Source organism: Labrys sp. (in: a-proteobacteria), from assembly GCF_047605565.1.
Classification (GTDB): Bacteria; Pseudomonadota; Alphaproteobacteria; order Rhizobiales; family Labraceae; genus Labrys; species Labrys neptuniae.
This window is the reverse complement of sequence record NZ_JASGFM010000048.1, coordinates 1-20,123: the sequence shown is the minus strand read 5'-3', so window position 1 is coordinate 20,123 and position 20,123 is coordinate 1. Positions and strand designations below refer to the sequence as shown.

Annotated in this window: 11 protein-coding genes and 1 pseudogene; 1 reads left to right on the top strand and 11 read right to left on the bottom strand. The window is 64.8% G+C overall.

The annotated features are described in order from the left end of the window. Positions 1 to 24 precede the first annotated feature (24 nt). The 3 genes from QM672_RS28440 to QM672_RS28430 form a co-directional block, all read right to left on the bottom strand. On the bottom strand, positions 25 to 1,398 hold the full coding sequence (locus QM672_RS28440; RefSeq protein ID WP_311934417.1) for a glutamine synthetase: 1,374 nt from the start codon (positions 1,396 to 1,398) through the stop codon (positions 25 to 27). Between the two features lie 98 nt (positions 1,399 to 1,496). After that, entirely contained in the window at positions 1,497 to 3,089 is a 1,593-nt protein-coding gene (locus QM672_RS28435; RefSeq protein WP_311934416.1) for an amino acid permease, read from the bottom strand. Between the two features lie 113 nt (positions 3,090 to 3,202). Further along, complete coding sequence (locus QM672_RS28430; RefSeq protein WP_311934415.1) at positions 3,203 to 4,006, bottom strand: N-formylglutamate amidohydrolase; 804 nt, start codon at positions 4,004 to 4,006, stop codon at positions 3,203 to 3,205. 119 nt (positions 4,007 to 4,125) lie between these two features. On the opposite strand from QM672_RS28430, the gene QM672_RS28425 reads away from it, so the two are divergent. Continuing rightward, entirely contained in the window at positions 4,126 to 5,004 is an 879-nt protein-coding gene (locus QM672_RS28425) for a MurR/RpiR family transcriptional regulator (protein ID WP_311934414.1), read from the top strand. Here QM672_RS28425 and QM672_RS28420 read toward each other — a convergent pair. The 8 genes and pseudogenes from QM672_RS28420 to QM672_RS28385 all read right to left on the bottom strand — a co-directional run bounded on the left by QM672_RS28420 (position 5,001) and on the right by QM672_RS28385 (position 20,005). Continuing rightward, positions 5,001 to 5,831, bottom strand: coding sequence for a carbohydrate ABC transporter permease (locus tag QM672_RS28420; protein ID WP_311934413.1), 831 nt, complete (start codon positions 5,829 to 5,831; stop codon positions 5,001 to 5,003). The two genes, QM672_RS28425 and QM672_RS28420, sit on opposite strands and share 4 nt — an antisense overlap. Continuing rightward, positions 5,828 to 6,691 (bottom strand): carbohydrate ABC transporter permease, encoded by an 864-nt coding sequence (locus QM672_RS28415; protein ID WP_367625721.1) that lies wholly within the window; start codon positions 6,689 to 6,691, stop codon positions 5,828 to 5,830. Before QM672_RS28415 ends, QM672_RS28420 begins: the two co-directional genes overlap by 4 nt. A 316-nt stretch (positions 6,692 to 7,007) precedes the next feature. Further along, positions 7,008 to 8,351: an extracellular solute-binding protein gene (locus tag QM672_RS28410; RefSeq protein WP_311934411.1), complete on the bottom strand. Its 1,344-nt coding sequence runs from the start codon at positions 8,349 to 8,351 to the stop codon at positions 7,008 to 7,010. Between the two features lie 25 nt (positions 8,352 to 8,376). Further along, a pseudogene (locus tag QM672_RS28405) lies at positions 8,377 to 9,923 on the bottom strand (putative N-acetylmannosamine-6-phosphate 2-epimerase). Between the two features lie 90 nt (positions 9,924 to 10,013). Next, positions 10,014 to 10,829 carry a GntR family transcriptional regulator gene (locus QM672_RS28400; protein ID WP_311934410.1) on the bottom strand — a complete coding sequence of 272 codons (816 nt, stop codon included), beginning with the start codon at positions 10,827 to 10,829 and terminating at the stop codon, positions 10,014 to 10,016. A gap of 335 nt (positions 10,830 to 11,164) precedes the next feature. Next, a complete protein-coding gene (locus tag QM672_RS28395) occupies positions 11,165 to 12,322 on the bottom strand; it encodes a LysM peptidoglycan-binding domain-containing protein (protein ID WP_415086636.1) in 1,158 nt (385 codons plus the stop codon). A 143-nt stretch (positions 12,323 to 12,465) separates the two neighbouring features. Next, positions 12,466 to 14,586 (bottom strand): penicillin-binding protein 1C, encoded by a 2,121-nt coding sequence (gene pbpC, locus QM672_RS28390; protein ID WP_415086634.1) that lies wholly within the window; start codon positions 14,584 to 14,586, stop codon positions 12,466 to 12,468. 193 nt (positions 14,587 to 14,779) lie between these two features. Continuing rightward, on the bottom strand, positions 14,780 to 20,005 hold the full coding sequence (locus tag QM672_RS28385; protein ID WP_415086632.1) for an MG2 domain-containing protein: 5,226 nt from the start codon (positions 20,003 to 20,005) through the stop codon (positions 14,780 to 14,782). Between the last annotated feature and the right edge of the window lie 118 nt (positions 20,006 to 20,123).

Here is a 20,123-nt window from a genome sequence, read left to right as displayed (position 1 = left end):
GATGACCTGTCTTTGTGATCACATCTAGATGATTTCGAAATAGCGTTCCAGCTGCCAATCCGAAATCGTCCGGCGGAATTCACGCTCCTCCCATTCGCGGGTGGCGGCATAGTGCTCGACGAAGGCATCGCCGAACAAGGACCGCGCCGCCTTGGAAGCCTTGAGGCGCTGCGCCGCGTCCCACAGCGAGCGCGGCAGCTGCCTCGCCTTCGGGAATTTCTTGTCATAGGCCGAGCCCTGCACGGGCGCGTCGGGCTCGATACGGTTCTCGATGCCCCACAGGCCCGATCCGATCGCCGCCGCCAGCGCGATGTAGGGATTGATGTCGGCAGCGGCCACGCGATACTCGACCCGCTGGGACTTTTCGGAGCCGGGAATGACGCGCAGGGCGCAGGTGCGGTTCTCCACGCCCCAGCTTGCATCGGTCGGGGCCCAGAAGCCCGGGATCAGCCGGGTGTAGGAATTCACCGTGCAGGCGATCATCGCCAGCAATTCGGGCATCAGCGCCTGCTGGCCACCAACGAACCAGCGCATCTCGTCCGACATCGCATGCGGCTTGGAGGGATCGTAGAATGCCCCTTTGCCCGTCTTCAGATGGGAGAGCGAGGCGTGCAGATGCCCCGATTGGCCCGGCCAATCATGCGACCACTTGGCCATGAAGGTCGCCATCCAGCCGCGCTTCTGCGCCAGGATCTTGGTATAGGTCTTGAACAGGGCGGCCTTGTCGGCCATGGCCAGGGCCTCATCGACCTTGAGCGCTGCCTCGAGCACACCGGGGCCGGTCTCGGTGTGCAGCCCCTCGATCTCCATGTCCATCTCCCGGCACATCTGCAGGAGATCCTGGTAGAAATCGGCATGCACGCCGGCGCGCAGCATGGAGTAGCCGAAAAAGCCAGGCGTGATGTTGTTCAGATTGCGGAAGCGCTTCTCGCGCACGCTGTGCGGGGTCTCGTCGAAGACGAAGAACTCGAACTCCGCGGCGGCCGAGACCTTGTAGCCCATGTCGGCGGCACGCTTGAGCACCCGGCGCAGCGTGCCGCGCGGACAATAGCTCTCGGCCTCACCCGCAAATTCGCCGATGAAGAGCGGCATGCCGTCTTCCAGCGGGATGACGCGCATGGTCTCGGGCAGGAAGCGGGCCTCGGCATCGCGATAGCCATTGTGCCAACCGGCGAACGAGGTGTTGTCATAGAGCTGGTCGTTGGAATCCCAGCCGAGCACCACGTTGCAGAAGCCGAAGCCCTTTTCGAGAGCACTCTCGAACTTCTCGCGAGCCATGTATTTGCCGCGGAAGACGCCGTCTATGTCGAAGACACCGACTTTCACATCGGAAAATCCGTGCTCGCGCACATAGGCGATCGCCTCGGCCGCATTGGTTGGTCTCGCTGGGTTCGCCATGATCCGCTAGTTCCGTCTCTCTAGATTATTCTTGGTGGATGGTTCGGTGCACTGGATTGGCCGGCCCCGGCTGCGACCAGGGCCGGCTGTCGTCGTGTTTAGGTGCTCTGGCCGACCGCCTTCTCGGCCTCGGCGATCTCGCTGGCGCGCCTGGCGATGTCACCGCCGATCGGCGGGCCCTTGAACCGGCGCGCCTCGATGCCGAACCACAACACCAGCAGCAACACCAGCAGGCCGATGGCATAGTTGATCAGGATATCGAAGGGCGGCTGGATGCCGGCATACATCAGGACGAGCACGCCGAGCACGGCGATCGCGCCGAGAGGTTTGGACCAGATGCCGAGGCGGAAGGGTCCGAACTCGGTCCAGGTCTTGCCCTCCGCCAACAGGCCGGCAGCGATCGGCATGGCATAGGAGACATAGAGGAACAGCGCGCAGCCCGCTGCAAGCGCCGCGAAGGCCGGCGAATAGAGCGTCGCGGCGACCGAGAGCACCGCTCCGAGCCAGATCGCCGCCACCGGGGTGCGCCAGGTCGGGCTCACGCCCTTCCAGATGCCGGAAGCCGGCAGGCCGCCGTCACGGGCAAAGGCATAGATCATGCGCGAGGTCGAGGTCAGGCCGGCCAGGGCACAGATGAAATTGGCCAGCACGATGCCGATGGCCAGGATGTCCTTGAGCAGGCCCGGCGCGGGCAGGTTGTTGAACAGGTTGAACCAGCCGGCGCCGCCGTCCTTGGCGGTCTGGGCCAGGTCCGGGCTGGCCAGCACGAAGGACACCGCCATCGCAAAGCCGAACACCAGCGACCAGAACACCGAATGGATCATGCCTCTAGGCACGGCCACGCGGGCATTCTGGGTTTCCTCGGAGGTGTGCGCCGAGGCATCGAAGCCGGTGATGGTGTAGAGCGGGTAGAGCAGGCCGACCAGGAAGGCGATGAAGGCAGGCCGTGCCTCGGGCACGTAATTGCCGCCCGGATCACCCGTATTGTTCACGAAGGTGGTGAGACGCGAAAAGTCCCAACCGGCGCCCCAACCCAGGAAAGTCAGGGTCAGCACCACGGCAATCACCAGGATGAGATAGCCCGAGAAGTCGGTCAGCAACGTGGTGAGCTTGATGCCGAAATGGTTGATCAAGGCCTGGGCCAGCGTGATCAGGCTAACCGCAACGACCTGCGCGGTATAGGCAGAACTGTTGATTGCCGTTGCCTGTTCGGCCGTCATGCCCGACGGCAGCGGGTCGGTGGTGACAGCGGTCCAAGCCGTTACGTCGACATGGAAGACGCCCGAAAGCACCAGGTCCCTGAACAGCAGCCAGACGCCGACATTGACCGATGCGACCACGAAGATCAGACCGAGAAGGTTGATCCACGCCGTTGCCCAGCCCCAACCGCGACCGCCGAGAATCGAGGACCAGTGATAGAGGCCGCCCGCCGTGGGATAGGCCGAACCGATCTGCCCGAGACAGGCCGCGACAACAAGGGCGAAGACACCGCCGATGACCCAGCCGATCGTCGCCTCGAAGCCGGAGCCGGTCCCCATTGCCAGCGGAAACGAGGTGATGCCGCCCGCCAGGATGCAGATGATGGAAAAGGAAATCGCAAAATTCGAAAAGCCGCCCATGCGGCGCGCCAATTCCTGCGCGTACCCCATGGAATGGAGGACTTTGACGTCCTCGTCAGTCGATCCACTCATAGAAAGTCCCCCGACTTATGGTCCAGGATCGGTCGACATTGGACCGATAGCCATTGGACCGATGGATATTGCCTTTCACACTGCTGTCGTTTCCGGCCGGCGCTCCGGCTCTCTCATTTTGGCGAATCGTCCCCCGGCAGGCCGATCTGCTTCAAGATGGTAGCAAGTTTCATGCCCCATTCTTCCTGCTGTTTCGGCGTCGCCAGGAGATCGTTGCGGATTTCGATCATCACGCTGGGAAGGCCCTGGCTTTGGCCATGGCGATCGAGCGTGTGATAGACGCGATCCCCCGGGCTGTAGGGCTCGTTGACCCCGACCACGAGATCCGGGTCCTCGCGCAGAGCTGTAATCATCGGTCCCGACAGGCTCTCGTCGCGATCGAAGAGAATGCCGACATGCCAGGGGCGCTGGGTGCCGTTATAGACCGGCGTGAAGCTGTGAATACCGATGACGGCGGCCGGTCCGTCCAGCCGCTTGGCCACCACCGCGGCGGCAACGCCGGCATGGAAGGGTTCATAAACCTCATGCACCCGCCGCGCGCGCTCGACCTCGCTGAGATCCACATTGCCGGGAATGACCGTGTCCTCGCTCTTCAGGGCAATGGCATCGAAGACCGAAGGATCGCGGTTGCAGTCGATCACGAGGCGGCTGACGGCGCAGGAGACCAGCGGCGCATCGAGTTCGCGTGCCATCGCACGGGCAACCCCGAGGGCACCGGGATCCCAGGCGATATGGCGTTGCAGGTCGGCGTCGGACAGGCCGAGCTTGCCATAACGCGCAGGAACGAAGTTGGAGGCGTGCTCGCAGACGAGGACATAGGCTCCCCTACCCCGACCATTGTCCAGGATAGCGGTTTCGGGCTGGGTTTCCCCTTCCGATGTCCCTCCGGCGGCTCTCTCGGCGAGCGATTCTAACATTCATTACGTCCGAGCTTGTTTTTGTATTGAGTGTTATTTTGAGTACAGCCGTAGCCGACTTGTCAATTGTGAAAATTGTGTCCACCTTCCACTCTCGCTTTTCCAGAGGGAGTCGCCTGATGACCAAAAGCCCAGACGCGGCGGCCACGGCAAGCGATGAGACCTTGGCGACGACCATCCGCGGCAAGCTCGGCTCGCTGACCCCCACGGAGCGCCGCGCCGCCCATGTCCTCTTGTCGAACTATCCGTTCGCAGGCCTTGAAACCGTTGCGCAATTTGCCTCGCGCGCCGGCATCTCCGCGCCCTCGATCCTGCGTTTCATCGCGCGGCTCGGCTTCGGCGCCTATGCCGATTTCCAGCGTCATCTCAAGGACGAGCTCGAAGCGCAGTTGCAGTCGCCGCTGATGAAGCAGGCGCCGGAGCAGGCCAACGCATCTCCACTCTCCGCCTTCGCCGCCGCAGTGGTCGCCAACATCACCCACAGCTTCGAGGCGATGGCGCCGACCGAGTTCGATGCGATTCTCGCGATCATCACCGACACCAAGCGCCGGCTGCATGTCGTCGGCGGCCGCCTCACCGAGGCCGTCGCGCTCTATACCGTGCGCCATCTCAGGGTCATCCGTCCCGACGTCACGCTGGTGGAGGGACAGGCGGCGACTTGGCGCGATCAGGTCATCGATTTCGGCAAGCGCGACGTGCTGATCGTCTTCGATATCCGGCGCTACCAGGACGATGTCATCCTGCTGGCCCAGGAGGCCACCGAACGCGGCGCCACCATCATCCTGTTCACCGATCAGTGGCTGTCGCCGATCGCCCGTTTTGCCCGCCATGTCATTTCGGCGCGCACGGGGGTGCCGTCGAACTGGGACTCGAACGCGGCGATCCTGGCGATCATCGAGGCCCTGATGGCCGCCGCCACCAAGACGCTGTGGGACCTCTCCAAGGCTCGCATGGAAGCCCTGGAGATCCTGCGCAAGAACAGCCAGCGCCCGGTTTAGCCCTTGACCGCACCGGCCGTCAGCGAGCGTCCGATATAACGATAGGCCAGCAGGCTGAGCAGCAAGGGCGGTAGCACGGAGAGGATCATTACCGCCGCCGCCGTGCCCCATTGCACCCCGCCACCGCTCGCGGCGAAGAAGAACGAAGCCCCGACGGTGATCGGTACGGCGCTCTGCGTCGTCAGCATCAGGCCGAACAGGAATTCGTTCCAGGCATAGATGAAGGCGAGGATCAGCGAGGAGGCGATGGCCGGGGCGGTCAAGGGCAGCACCACCCGCCACAGCACATAGAAGGTGCTGGCACCATCGACCAGCGCCGCTTCCTCGATCTCGATCGGCAGGTCCCTGACGGCATTGGCGACCAGCACCAGCACCAAGGGCAAATTGACGAGACACAGGATCAGGGCGAGCCCGAAGCGGGTGTCGAGCAAGGCCAGGCGCTGATAGATCAGATAGATCGGGATGGAGAAGATGATCAGCGGAATGGCGCGCAGATTGGTCACGCCGGGCAGCAGCCAGCGCTGGCCGACGCCCTGGCGAACGATGGCATAGGCTGCCGGAAAACTGAGCAGGATCGCGAACAGGGAGCCCAACGAGGCGGCAATCAGGCTGTTGACGAGATAGTGGGCAATGTCGAAGCGGTCGGAGATTTCGAAGACCTTGGCGAAATTCTCCAGCGTCGGCGCCTCGATCAGCAAGGACGGATTCTCGGCAATCTCCGCTTCGCTCTTGAAGGCCGCGACCAGGGTGGCGATCAGCGGAAAGTTCAGCGCGAAGGCCGCGAGAAGAAAGACGATCCAGCGTAGCAGGGTGAGAAACCGTGTCATGCGCGGCGCTCCGCCAGCTTCATCAATCCCGCCACCACGACGTAGGACATGATCAGCAGGATCAGGGATGCTGCCACGGCAACCCCGATATTGCTGCCACGGAAGAAGGCTTCGTAGATGTAGATGCTGATAGTGGTGGTGCTGCCGCCGGACCCGCTGCCGGTGAGGACATAGACATTGTCGAAGACCCGGAAGCTGTCGATGAAGCGGAAGAAGAAGGTGATGGCGATGGTCGGCGCCATATAGGGCAGATCGATCCAGCGCAGCCGTCGGAAATAGCCCGCACCGTCGATGGCCGCCGCCTCCCTGATCTCGATGGGGATTGCCTGATAGGCCGAATAGAGGATCAGCAGGGCAAAGGGCGTCCACTGCAGCACCTCGATGGTCACCAGCGTGGCGAAGGCATTGTCCGGGCTGAGGAAAGCCGGGCTGTCACCGGTGAACAACAGGAAATAATAGGGGATCACGCCGACGAATTCCTGCAGCACCAGGCGATACATCAGGCCGACCAGGGCCGGGGCCAACATCATCGGCAGCATCAGGACGGCCATCAGCCAGGGGCGCTTGGCCAAGAGCGGGCTGAGAAAGATAGCGAGGAACAGGCCGAGCAGGATCTGGGCAATCGAGGCGGCCAGGGCAAATTTCAGGGAAAAGCCCATGGCCTTCCAGAATGCACCGTCCTGGAGCACCGTGAGGAAATTGCCAAAGCCCTGCAGGCTCGGGCTGCGCAAAGTCTCGAAGGTCACGTTCGAGAGCGCATAGATGATGTCGATGCATAGCGGCAGCGCCACCAGAAAGATCAGGAATCCGGTGATCGGAGCGATGAGCAGATAGGGTGTCTTGCTCTTGGCGAGCGCCATCAGGCTGTCTCCGGCAGATGATAGCAAGTCTCGAGAATATCGACAAAAGCCCGCCACATAGGTGCACACCTCTATCACCAAGGTCGCACCGCCCCTCACCTTACCTCTCCCCGTAGAAACGGGGCGAGGGAGCGCAGGCGTCGCGATCGGTCCCCGAACCTCCCATCTCGCCCAGCGGTTGGGCGAGATAAGATCGCTGCACGATGGAACGCGCCATCGAAGTCCCCTCGCCCCGTTTCTACGGGGATAGGTAAGGTGAGGGGCGGTGCGATCTTGGTGGCAGGAGGTGAGTATTTACCAGCGGCAGGACAATTGCCTATTTCTTCAACAATTCCTGCATCTTGGCGGCCGTTTCCTTCAGTACCGTATCAAGGTCGGCCTGTCCCGCCCAATAGCCGGTGAAGTTCTTGGCCTGGGTCTCATAGACCTGCAGGGCGCCGGCCGAGGTGCCGCCCGTCATCACGAAACCATATTGCCCGGCGAAGTCGCCGATCTTGGCGAGATCCGGCCGTTTCGGCAGCGCAGCAGTGAGACTGTTGTCGAGTGCCGGCGAACCGCCCGCCTCGGCATAGATCTTCATCGCCTCGGCTCCCGCGAGCCAGTTCAGGAACTTGACGGCTCCCTCCTTATGGGTCGAAGCCTTGTTGAGGCCGAAGCCGAGGCCGTGAATATGGGTGGTGCGTCCCTCGGGTCCCTTGGGTGGAGCCAGCGTGTCGATCTTGCCCGCCACCACGGCATTCTTGGCCGGATTGTCGAGATCGGCCGCGGCAGCGTTCCATTGCAGCATGGTGGCGACCTGCCCGGCGCCGAAGGCGGCATTGGCCTCGGCATATTCGTAGGACAGCGAATCCTTGGGGCTGGCGCCGGCATCGTAGAGCTTCTTGTAGAGCTCCAGGCTGGTGCGGTAGGCGGGCGAGTCCACCGTGATCTTGCCTGTGGCGTCCTGCCAATCGGCGCCGTAGGAGCGCGCCATGGTCTGGAACACCATCATGTTGAACAGAAGGTTCTTCATCTGCAGCACGGTGCCGTAGCGCGTCGGGCTGGCCCGATTGATGCTCTTGGTGAAGAACAGGGCCGTGGCTGCATAGTCGTCCCAGGTCCACTCCTCCGGCTTCACCGGCTGCAGCGGCTTGCCGAGATATTTCTGGGCGATCTCGCCATAGGTCTTCTTCCAGCCGTCATCGGCCAGGAGCTTTTCCATCAAGTCCTTGCGCACATACATGAAATGCAAGGACAGGTCCGTCGGCACCCCATATTGCTTGCCGTCGAACTGCATGGTCTTCAGCACCTTCTCGCCGAAGACCTTGGCGCTGTCGGCGGGCAGGTCCACCGGCTGCATGAAGGGCGCATATTTGCCGAGCGAATAGGTGGCGACCAGGTTGAGATCGAATTCGGTCGAGCCGGCGGCGAGGTCCGCCTGCAGCTTGTCCCAGAACCCTTCGCGGTTGAAGAAGATCAGCTTGACCTTGTCAGCCTCGGCAAGGCCGGAGCGTTCGTTGTAGGCCTTGGCGGTCGCCCGCAGGGCCGTCTCCTCCGGCCCGCCCGGCCAGCCGAGGACGGTAACCTCGGCCAGGGCGCTCGTGCTGCCCGCCAGCACCAGCGCCAGACCGGCCAGCAGCGCCCTGCATCTGTTCCTTCGGCCTCGTTTCAGCTCAAACATGATCCACCTCCGGTGCGCTTTCTGGTTATGGGTCGACGAGATCGGCCACGCCGATCAGTCCCGCTTCGGCGCCGAGCGCGGCAGCGCGGAATTCGGGACGGTATTGGGAAGGAAGCGCCGCGGCGTGGCTGTGCAGCCGGTCAAGGAAACCTTCGGCCAGGCCGAGGCCGCCGCCGATGATGAAGCAATCCGGATCGACCAGCATCTGCAGGGAGCGCGCAGCACGAACCAACGGGAGCACCGCGCCGTCGATCAGGAATTCGGCGCGAGCATCGCCGGCCCGCGCAGCCGCCAGCAGGGCCGGCGGGTCGGGCCACTGCCCGCTGCCGCCCGCCAATCGCGCCAGGGCAGAGCCGGCCGCAACATCCTCCAATCGCTGCTCACCTGCCATGAGATCGGTCAGGATCTGGCCAACATGCCCGGCCAGGCCGTTGCGGCCGGTCAGCAGGCGCCCGCCCAGGACCAGACCACCGCCAACGCCGGTCGATACCGTCATGAACACCATGTCGGTGCCCTGCCCGGCACCGAAGCGATATTCGCCCCAGGCGGCGGCCTGGGCATCGTTGACCGCGGTGACGGGCACGCCCAGGCGCTCAATGAGAACCTCCACGAGAGGATAACCATCCGGCACCGGCAGGATGGCCGGGTTCAGCGCCGACCAGCGGCCTCCTGCAATCCGACCGGTGACGGCGATGCCGGCCGCGGCATAGCGTCCGCGCCAATCAGCGATGCTCGCGACGACGGCATCGAGCCAGGCTTGCGGACCACTTTCGCGGGCGGTTTCGACACGGCGCTGCGCCAGGACCCTGTTACCGTCGACCAAGGCCGAGAGCGTCTTGGTGCCGCCGATGTCGATCGCAAGGACAGGCCGTCGCTGCATGGGCGTTCCTAAGAAGATGGGGCGGAGGGCGACTTGACCGCCTCGACGAACCAGCTCGTGATATGCTCGGGGCGCGTGATGGCGGACCCGACCACCACGGCATCGGCGCCGGCCTGACGCGCAGCCTGCACCTGGGCCAGCGTGCGATAGCGCCCCTCGGCGAAAACCGGCCTGCCGAGCGCCGCGGCCTGGCGCACGAGATCGATATCCGGCTCCTCCGGCACCGGCCCGCCGACATAGCCGGACAGGGTGGTGCCGATCACGGATGCCCCTGCTTCCACAGCCGCGGTGGCATCCGCCAAGCCGGCGCAATCGGCCATGGATTGACGTCCGGCGGCATGGATGGCGGCGATCATCGCCGGCACAGGGACGGGGCGCGAGCGCTGCGTGGCATCGAATGCGATGATGTCGGCACCGGCTTCCGCCAGGTCCGTGACGTCCGTCAGCAGAGGCGTGATGAACACGGGCGTGTTTGCCTCGGCCCGTTTGATCAGGCCGATGACCGGCAGCGACGTCGCCGCCCGCACGGCCCGGACATTGGCCAGCCCCTCGATGCGCAAGGCCGCGGCGCCACCCGCTACGGCGGCCAGTGCGAAGCCGACGACGATCTCGGTCCGGTCCATGGCGCCGCCGATCACCGGCTGGCAGGACACGATCAATCCATCGAGCGCTCGTTCAACTGCGGATGCCACCCGATGCTCCTCGATTGCTGATGAGGAAGCCTGACATCAATAGGACCAGAATGCAACCTGTTTAATACCAGTTGGGAGATCATTCACCCTTCAGCCGCGACGGGCCAGTTCGACCATGAAATCATAGGCATCGCCGCGATAGCGGCTGCGGGTCAGTTCGACCACCCGCCCGTTTTCAAGCGAGCAGCGACGCTCCATTTCGAGAATGGGCGCTCCCGTCTCGATCTCGAGCAGGCGCGCCTCGTGGGCGGTCGCCACATCGGCCCTGACCCGCTGGAGCGCGCGCACCGGCTGGCAGCCGCGCCGCTCGAGCGTCACATAGAGCGACCCCTCGATCAGATCCGGGTTCGGCAGGAACTCTGCCGGCAGGACCGAATATTCGATCGCTATCGGGACGCGATCCGCCAGCCGGAGCCGGTGCAGGCGGCACACCCCTGCCCCCGGCGAGAGCCCCAGGGCCATGGCTTCGGTCGTGTCGGCCACACCGACCTCGCGGCGCAGCCAGGTCGTGCCGGGCACGCGACCGCGCGCCTCCATATCTTCGGAGAAGCTGGTAAACACCGTCATCGGCTTTTCCAGGCGCAGCGCTACGCTGGTCCGCGCCCCGTGACGCTGAACCAGCAACCGCTCCTCGACCAGCCCCTTGATGGCATTACGCACGGTCACGCGCGACAGATCGAGGCGCTGGGCCAGTTCACGTTCGCCCGGGATCATGGCGCCCGCCGGAACGATTCCCTCCGAGATGGCGCTCCGCAGGGCCTCCTGCAGGCGTCGATAGAGCGCGGTCGGGCTTTCTGTTTCCAGGCGTCCCTTGCGTTGCAGATGATCGATCAGCCGCTCGACCTCCGCGCTTTCTGCCGGTTCGGAGCGGCCGGCATTCTGGTCGGGAGAGAAGGAAGAAGACATGCGGCACCAGACATTTTCAGGCAAAGGCGCCCTGCGGCTCAGTGGACTGACCAGGAGACGCAAGGGCACAGCATTACAAAAACACCAGGCAAAGCAGCCTTTCCGCCTGTACCCGCCTTGCTCGAATGGGCGGGATCGCAAAGGCACGTTCACATCGCCGCCACGCAAAGGAGGAACGTCGTTCTTGCCTGACTCGGCCTCTGTCTAACACGCAATCTCGATTGACGCATCGGCGACGAGAAAAGGCCGGTCAGCATGGCTGCCCGGCCCGGTAGGTCCTGAAACCGCATGGAAGAACAGATTTCGTGCTCGAAAAGCCGGAAGTCGGCTTGGACTCAATAGGCCAGCGCCGGTGCCAGTCTCGGCGCCGCCTGCACGGCCGCCCGGCGCAAGCCCCAGCGCAGCAAGGCGCCCGCGGCGGCGAAGCTCGCCGGATCATCGGCCACACCGCCTCCGGCGGTGGCCGCGTCCTCGAGCAGGGTCAGCCCGACGATGACCACCGCGCCGACGATGGCAACCGTCGCCTTGCCCCAATGGATGCCCGACGAGGATTCCGGAGTAGGTGCAGGCTTCCGGTCGGTGTGCACCGGCTGGGGGCGCCACACCCGCGTTGCATCGGGAACCGGACGATAGCTCGGTACCAGGACCGGCTCGGGCAGCGGCGGGCGCAAATGCTGGTCCGGCTTCAGCTCGATCTCGACCTTGAACTCGCTGGCGACATAGACATAGTCGCGGATTCGCCCGGTCATACGCGGATAGGTCAGGGTGGCCTTGAGCACCGGTTCGCCCGTGCTCGATATGCCCGCAGAGAACTGGGCGCCCGGCGAATGCGCATTCGCGCGCAAGGTGAGCTGGCATTCATAGGTGACGCTGTTGGACTTGCGGTCCCAACTCAACTTGCCGCCGGATACCAGCTCGCCCAGCACGGTCGAGGTCTGCTGGCGCGCCTGCGACTCGAGCCCCTTATTGCTGTAGACGAGAAGCGGCACCTTGTCGGTCGGCTGCAGGAAGATCGCCCCCTTCAGCTTGACCCTGGCCGAGAAGCCATTGCCCTTGATCTCGATGATCGGCAGGTCGTCGAGCTGATAGCCGAAACCGAAATTGTTCGCGAGCGTCCTGGCCGCCGGGTTGCTGCCAGCATCGGGCTGAGTGCGCGTATGGGAATGGGACGGGGTCGTGCCGCCCCTTGTCGGGGTAGGGGCGGGCGTGGGTGAGCTGGGGGCGGGCGGATTGGCGGGTTGTGGCTTCGCCGTCGGAGCCGGGCCTGTCGACGTACCGCGCAGAACCACGCGACGATGCTGCTTCGGCAGGTAGATCACCGCTCCGGCTTTGATGAGGTCGGGATTGACGATGCCGTGTCCGGTCTTGGCCACGATCGCCGGCTCATTGTTGTAGGCATAGATCTCCGGCCAGCGCACCGGGTTGCCGTAGTAGCGGCCGGCGATTCCCCACAAGGTATCGCCTTGCTTGATCACGTAACGCCCTGCCTGCACGATGCGTTCTCCCGGAAAAATGGATTTCAGCCAATGAAAGGAATGCCCGGCATCTGAGGATAGGCCCACTTCTTGACAGGAATATTATGGTTTCGGCCGGAAAAACTCGTACTGGGTCATCGAGACGCCGAACAAACCTACCGTCAATCCAGCCTGATCTGCACACTGGCGGTATGCCCCCTGGCATCGATCACCGAGAGCCGCGCAAAGCCCTTGCCCGGCTTGTCCCAGACCGCTTCGCGGCGTTGTTCGCCAATCACGATAGGCAGGCCATCGGCAAGCCAGGTGAAGGGCGGCGCCCCCCCCATCGCCTTGAGAGCCAGCGCGGCATCCGGCTCTCCCCCGGCAACCTCGACCCGTGCGCCATCGGGCGGGAAGGAAATCACCAGAGGGGCATCGCCCGAACCGGCGGCGGCAATTTCGGGTAAGGCGCCGGGACGGAAGCGCTGCAAGGCTGGCGGCAATTCCGAGGTCCGCGCAAACACCACGCCCGACGGCGGCGGCTTGAGCGGCACCCGCTTCTCACCGATGCGCTGAAAGGCATCGAACAGGATGGGAGCGGCGGCCTTGCGCCCGACCAGATCCGAGACGGGCGCGCCATCGGGTCGCCCGACCCAGACGGCGACCGTGTTGGCACCGTCGAACCCGACCGCCCAGGCATCGCGATAGCCGTAGGACGTGCCGGTCTTGTAGGCGATCTTGCCACCCACCGCGTTCTCCGGCGGCGGCGCGCCGATCAGGACATTTCCGACCTGCCAGGCCGCGGCCTTCTCGAAGAGGCGATGGGGCTGCGCACCAAGGGCGCGGTCCTGCGGTCGCCAGATCAGCGGCAGTGCCTCCCCGTCCCGGGCCAGTGCCAGATAGAGCGTGGCAAGATCGGTGAGTTTCACTCCGGCGCCGCCGAGACCAACGGCTAGGCCCGGCACGGCGTCGGGCGGCAAAGACGGCTCGGCACCGGCATTCTTCATGCGGGCGATCAGCCGGTTCGGCCCGATGGAATTGAGCAGCATCACCGCCGGTACGTTGAGCGACTGCTGCAAGGCACGGCGCATGGTGACGGTGCCCTGAAAGGCATCGTCGAAATTCTCGGGCTTGTAGACCCCGAAGCGCGCGGGACGATCATCCACCAGCGTCTCGGGATGGGCGAGGCCATCCTCGAAGGCAAGACCATAGATGAACGGCTTGAGGGTGGACCCGGGTGAGCGCGAGGATTCGGCAAGATCCATCTGGCCTGCCCGCGCCTTGTCGAAATAGCCGACGCCGCCGACATGCGCCCTCACCTCACCGCTGGCATTGTCGACGGCGACGATGGCAACCGAAACGCCGCCGCCCAAGGCGGTCGCACGCTCGCGCGCCAGGTTCTCGAGCTGCTCCTGCAGGAAGCGGGCAATCGTGGTGGTCACTACCGGATTGGGCTCGTTCCTGCCGGCCTGGGCCTGAAGCACCAGTTCCTGCCGCACCAGCCGTTCGGCGACATGGGCCGCCAGGATCGGGAAGGGCTTGCGCCCCTGCGGTGCCGCCTCCAGCGTCGCGGCCTCGGCCTGATCGGGATGAAGTGCGCCCTTGCCGGCGAGAAGCCGCAAGACCCGGTTTCGGGCCGCCTTGGCTGCGGCCGGAGCCCGATCCGGGCGGCGCGATTCAGGGGCCTGCGGCAGGGCCACCAGCATCGCCGCCTCCGCTGTCGAAAGGCGCTTGGGCTCCTTGCCGAAATAAGCGAGCGATGCGGCCCGTGTTCCTTCCAGATTGCCGCCATAGGGTGCCAAAGCCAGATAGAGGCCGAGGATCTGCTCCTTGCTCAGTCGGTTCTCGATCTGGACGGCGCGGATCATCTCCGCCGCCTTGTCGGCAAAGGTACGATCCGGCCGCGGCTCGAGCAGTCGCGCGACCTGCATGGTCAGGGTCGAACCGCCGGAGACGATCCGCCCTCGGCTCAGCATCTGCCAGGCAGCCCGGGCCATCGCCACCGGATCGATGCCGTGATGGGAATAGAAGCGCTTGTCCTCATAGGCGACCAGCATCGACAGGAAGCGCCGGTCGACCTCCTCCGGCTTTGCCGGCAGGCGCCAATAGCCGTCCGCGGTGGTGAAGGGTCGCAGCAGCTTGCCGTCGCGGTCCACCACCAGCGGGGAATAGGTCACGTTCTCGCCCAGGGGCACCGGCCCGAGGCGCCTGACAGCTTCCGACAGCGCAAAGCCGCCGGCGTTCACGGCGACAATGGCCGTGAACAGAAGCGCGCAAAGGATATGGACGCGCCGGGCGGTCATGGGCGCAGCGCTGGTTTCACCCTCCCCTGGAGGGGGAGGGTCGACGCAAAGCGTCGGGGTGGGGTGACAATGCCAGCTTCCCAGTGGAGAGCGACAGCGAACGATACAATGTGTTTCGAGGTGAGGATCACCCCACCGCGGCCCTTCAGGCCGAGCCTCCCCCTCCAGGGGAGGGTATAGCGCGGCCTTCTCCTCATTTTTCGGTCACCGTCAGCGTGCCGGTGGCAAGCGTGGCGTTGCGCTCGGGCTGGTACATGTCCTCCACCGTGGTACCGGGCAGGATGTAGCGGCCAGGCGCCACCGCGCGCACGACATAGGCAACCTTCGCGGCCTGGTCGGTGAACGCGGCGACGAAGCGGTCGTCTCGGAACTCCGAATGGGTGACCTCGGTGAGATCCTTGAGCCAGGACATGCTGCCGGTCTCGCCGGTGACGACCAGGTTCGGATTCTCGATCTCGAAGCCGGCCGGAAGCCGGTCGACGAGCAGGAAGTTGCCGGTCTGGTTGTCGCCGCTGCGGCTGGCGCTCACCACCACCACCAGCCTGGTGTTCTGCTTCACCTCGGTGGGATCCACGGCCTTGCCGTCGAGCGAGAAGTAGCTGCGCGTCAGGTTCATGCCGTTATTGGCAGCGGGCTCGGGCACGACGGGCGAGCCGGAAACCGCAACCACGGCCTGCAGGGCCGAAGCGCCGGGGTTCGAGACCGAATGCGGGGCCTTGAGCGCCTCGCCGCGATAGACCTTGTAGAAGGCACCCTGCTGCTCCGAGCCATCGGCGATCAGCTTGAGGGAACGGGCCTGGTCCGCGACGCTCCGGGCCGCGAGTACCATCCAGGTCATCTCCTGGGTCGAGGCATAGCGAGATTTGGAGCGCGCATCGGTAATGACCTTGAGCGCCGCCTTGATCACCGGCAGGCTGGCATTGTTGTCCCCTGCAAGCGCCACCACCGCCGCGGCGTCGCGCAGCGGAGAACCGTAATTGCGATAGGCCAGGCTGGTATCGCTGGTCTCCTTCTGGAGCGCCTCGGCTGCCGAGCCGAACGCCTCGCCGGCCCGCGGCTTGTCGCCGAGCATGCCGAGCGCGGCGGCGATCTGGGCCCGCGCCATGGCGCTGCCGAACTGGCCGATCTTGGTATCGGCGAGATATTTCAGATCACCCGCCGGCGCCCTGCCGGCCCGGGCCAGCGTGTAGAGGGCATAGGCGATATCCTCGCCCTTGCCCTCTTCCACGTCAGGCGCATTGCCGACGCGGTTGCGCAGATAGTCGACCGCCTGGTTGAGCGCCAGTTCCGGCACGGCGAAGCCCTTCTCGCGAGCCCGCAGCAGGAAGTCGGTGACATAGGCCGACAGCCATAATTCACCGCTGTCGGCATTCCACAAGCCGAAGGCACCGTTGGAATCCTGGCGTGCGAGCAGACGCTGCACCGTATCGCCCAGGCGTTCCTTCACCGTGCCGTCGAGATCGATCGCATTCCCGCCGAGTTCGCTGAGATAGAGCAAGGGCAGCGCGCGGCTGACGAGCTGTTCCGAGCAGCCATAGGGATAGCGATCGAGATCGCGCAGCAGGCCGGGCACGTCGAGGGCGCTGAACGGCCCCACCGAAAGCGAGACCGCGCCGGTGCCGGGCACCATTTCGGCGACCAGGTCGGCATTGACGGTGATACCGCCGCCATTGGCCGCGATGGTCTGGATCGTGCGGCGCGTCACCGGCGGATTGGCCGGCAGGACTCCGAGCGTGAAGCTCTGGTCGATGGCAACATTGCCGGGACCCGCCAAAGTGGCGACAAGCTTGCCGGTGCCGATGCCGTTGGCGGTGATGGGAATGTTGACCGGCGTACGCGAGCCAGCCGCCCCGATCTTCACGGTCTGGTAGAGCGCTGACGGCTGGGCGCCGATCGGCCCTTCCATAGTGACGGCGAGCGTATAGTCGCCCGGCGCGGCCTCGGCGTTGACGAGATCGAGGCGGAAGCGCGACTGATCGCCCACGGCAAGGAAGCGCGGCAAGGTGCCGGCGATCACCACCGGATCGCGCACTTTGACGTCCGCCGAGGCATGGCCGACCTTGGTCGGCGTCCAGGCCACCGCCATCACCCGCACTAGACCGTTGAAGGCGGGAATGTCGAAGCTGATCTCGGCCGTGCCGTCGGCACCGACCTCGACCATGCCGGAGAACAGGGCCAGGGGCGCCTGCGTCGGCGGCGGACTGTTGAAATTGGCTCCGCCGTCACCACCGGTGCGGATCCGCCCCTTCGCTCCTTCCATGCCGTCGATCAACTGGCCGTAGAGATCGTGCAGTTCGGCCGAAAGGCGCTTCTGGCTGTAATAGAAAGTCTCCGGCTCCGGCGGCTTGTAGCCCGTGAGGTTGAGGATGCCGACATCGACGGCCGCCACGGTGACATAGGCCTTCTCGCCGGCAAGGCCCTCGACCTTCACCGGCACCTTGAGAGGCTGGCGCGGCTTCATCAACTCGGTCGGCGTGAGCGTGACCTTGAGCGTGCGCTCATTGCGGTCGATGCCGAACCAGGCAAGGCCGATCGCGCGCGTCGGCATGCGCTTGGCGGCAACGTCCATCGGCCGGAAATGGGTGACCACGACATAGGCGCCCGTGCCCCAATCCTTGCCGACGGTGACGGGAACGGTCGTCCCCTTTTCCGGCACGTCGACCAGGGTGGAGGACAGCAGCTTCTCGCCGACCACCTGCACCGAGGCCTTGCCGGCGAAACGGGCGTCGATCTTCACCTGCAGCGTATCACCGGTCTTGACGCTGGTCTGGTCGAGGGCGACCGGCAGCATGTCGGGCGTGTCGGCCTTCTCGCTGGTGTAATAACCGGCATAGAAAGAGCTGGAGGAAGAAGCCAGCCCATCCGCCGAGATTTCGAGACGGTACTGGCCCCACTGCACCTGCGCCGAGATCTGGGCGGGCTTGTCGGCCGCGAGGTCGACCGTGCCACCGCCGACCTTGCGGGCGGTGGTGACGGCTTCGTAGTTCCAGCGATTGTTGCTCTTGTACCACTGATAGGTCGTGGTCAGGCGCTTGAGCGTCCAGGTCGCCCCCTTGGCCGCCACCTGGTTGCCCTGGGGATCGACGGCAATGGCATCGAACAAGGCCTGCTGGCCCTCGGGCACCGTGCCCTCGGCGAAGCCGGGCTTCAAGGCCAGCATCGGGCCGGTGGAGGCGATCGGCAGGGAGGCGCTACGCACCACGCCGCGGCCGCCGCCTTCCTTCATGCGGATGACGAAATTGGCCTTGAGCGGACGGGTGGTCGTGGGCAGCTGCGGCAGCGGCACGGTGAATTCGGCGTGGCCCTTGTCGTCGGTCTGGGCGAGATCGTCGACGGTGTTCTGCACCGTATCGACATTCTCGTCCGACAGTCCGAAGGCATAGTTCTTCCATTGCGAGAAAGGCTGGCTGTCGGTGGAGACGGAGACATCGCCCTCGATGTCGAGCCCGGCGGCCGGGGCACCGAAGAGATAGCGCCCGTCCACCTTCAGGTTGGCGCCGCTGGTGCGGTCGATGCGGGTGCCCGAGGTGGCGAGGTCGAACTCGATGCGATCGGGCACATAGTCCTCGACCAGGAAGGTGGTCTCGCCGACCGGTGCCGCCTTGGGATCGGTATAGGCGACGACGCGCCAGGTGCCGCTGGCGGCAGAGGGAATGATGGCGATGTCGGCCGTGCGGCCGCCGGCGCCCTGGTCCTTCAGCACGGTGCGCGAATATTCGACGCCGTCAGGGCGCTGCACCACCATGGTGACGGGCACCTCGGCCAGGGCATTGGCATTGCCGTCGCGCAACAGGATGGCGGCATGCACCGTCTCGCCGCGGCGGTAGACACCGCGCTCGACATAGACGAAGGCATCGGCCGGCCCCGGCGGGTCGCGGCCGGTAACGCCGCGATCGGTGAGATCGAAGGCCTGCTGGGTAAGGTCGATGAAGGCGTAGTCGCTCTTCTCGTCGGACGCGACCACGAGGGCCGGCTCCTGGCCCTCATTGCCCTTGGTGAGGCCGGCATCGAAGAAGGCAGCGCCATCGGCATCCGTCTTCACCGAGCCGAGAATCTCGTTGTTGCGGGCAAGCAGGCGCACCGTGACATTGGCAAGCGGCTCGGCCGAGGCGATGGAGCGCAGGAAGACGTGCAGGCCATCTTTGCCCTTCAGTGTCGACAGGCCGAGATCGGAGACGACGAACCACTGCGTGGCGAGCTGGTTGTCCTCGTCCTCCTTCACCTCCCCGGGCTGGGCCGTCATCACATAGAGGCCGGGCTCGATCTTGCCGAGCGCCTCGTCGACCGGAAAGGCGGTGGTGACGTCCTGATTCGGGGTGCTGGTAAGGTCCATCGTGCCTTCCCAGACCTTCTTGCCCTTGGTGCGGGCAATCTCGCTGGCCTGGGAGCCGTAGATCTGGTCGAGGAAATTGGAATCGATCACGGCGGAGATCAGGCTGCGGTCGCCGACCCGGTAGAGCGCGAGCTTGGCCTGGGTGGAATTGACCGAGACCAGAGGGATGCCGTTCTGGCCGGTGCGCGGCAGGACGTAGCTCTTGCCGACGAACTGCACGGATGGCAGGCGATCGCGCACATAGATTTCATACTCGGCGTTCTTGAGCAGGCTTTCGTCCACGGCAGAAGGCAGACCCTGGCGCACGGTGACCTTGTAGCGCCCGCCATGCTTCAGGCCTTCGACACAGAGCTTGGTGCCGTCGACCGTGACGGCCGAGACAGGCCCAGGATCCTGGGTGAAATAGGGCGTGTAGTCGGCGACCGCATTGCTCAACGGATCGGAAAACTGGAAGCACAGGCGCGGCTGCGGCGCGTCGCTCTCCACCGTATAATCGGTGATACGGAAGCCATGATCCTTGCGCACGTCCTCATAGGCTTCACGAATCTCGGCATTGTCGACCAGATCGAGGCTGGCGCGATAGGCGTTGAGGGCTGGCCGCCAATCCTCGCGCTTGACCAGCGCCTGGGCGACATCGTTGAGCGCGTCGGCCTGTTCCTGCGGCGTCTTGGCAAGCTGATAGGCGCGAATCGAGGCGCCAAGCGCCTTGTAGGGCAGTTCGTAGCCGTCCTGGCTGTTGAAGGGCTCGGCCACCAGCAGCAAATCGGCGAGGCGCTTCCACATCGCACCGTCATTGGGGGACAGGGCGATGAACTGCTCCACCACCACGGCGGTGTTGCGCGCATTGTCGGAGCTGATGGCCGCCTTCAGCTCTTCCTGGAGCTGCGGCGCGCTCTTCTTCATGGTCTTGGCGAGCTTGGCGATGCTGTCCTTGTAGCTGTCGGCCGCATAGGAATAGCTGTCGGCCTGGAACAGCGGCGCCGCCTGCACCGGGCCGGCGGCCACCCAGCCCAGCACGGCGAGCATGAGCACGAATGCTGAGAAAAACCGCACGAAGACGCCTTGGCGCGCTGCCTGCCTGACCATGTTGCCTGTCCTCTTACCCGCCCCCGGGCTTGTTGCGGCGGTCCTGTCCACGCTAGCGAGTCGGCGTGACCCGGGCGTGTCGTCAGTTATGGATGGGACCCAATCGATAACTGACGAC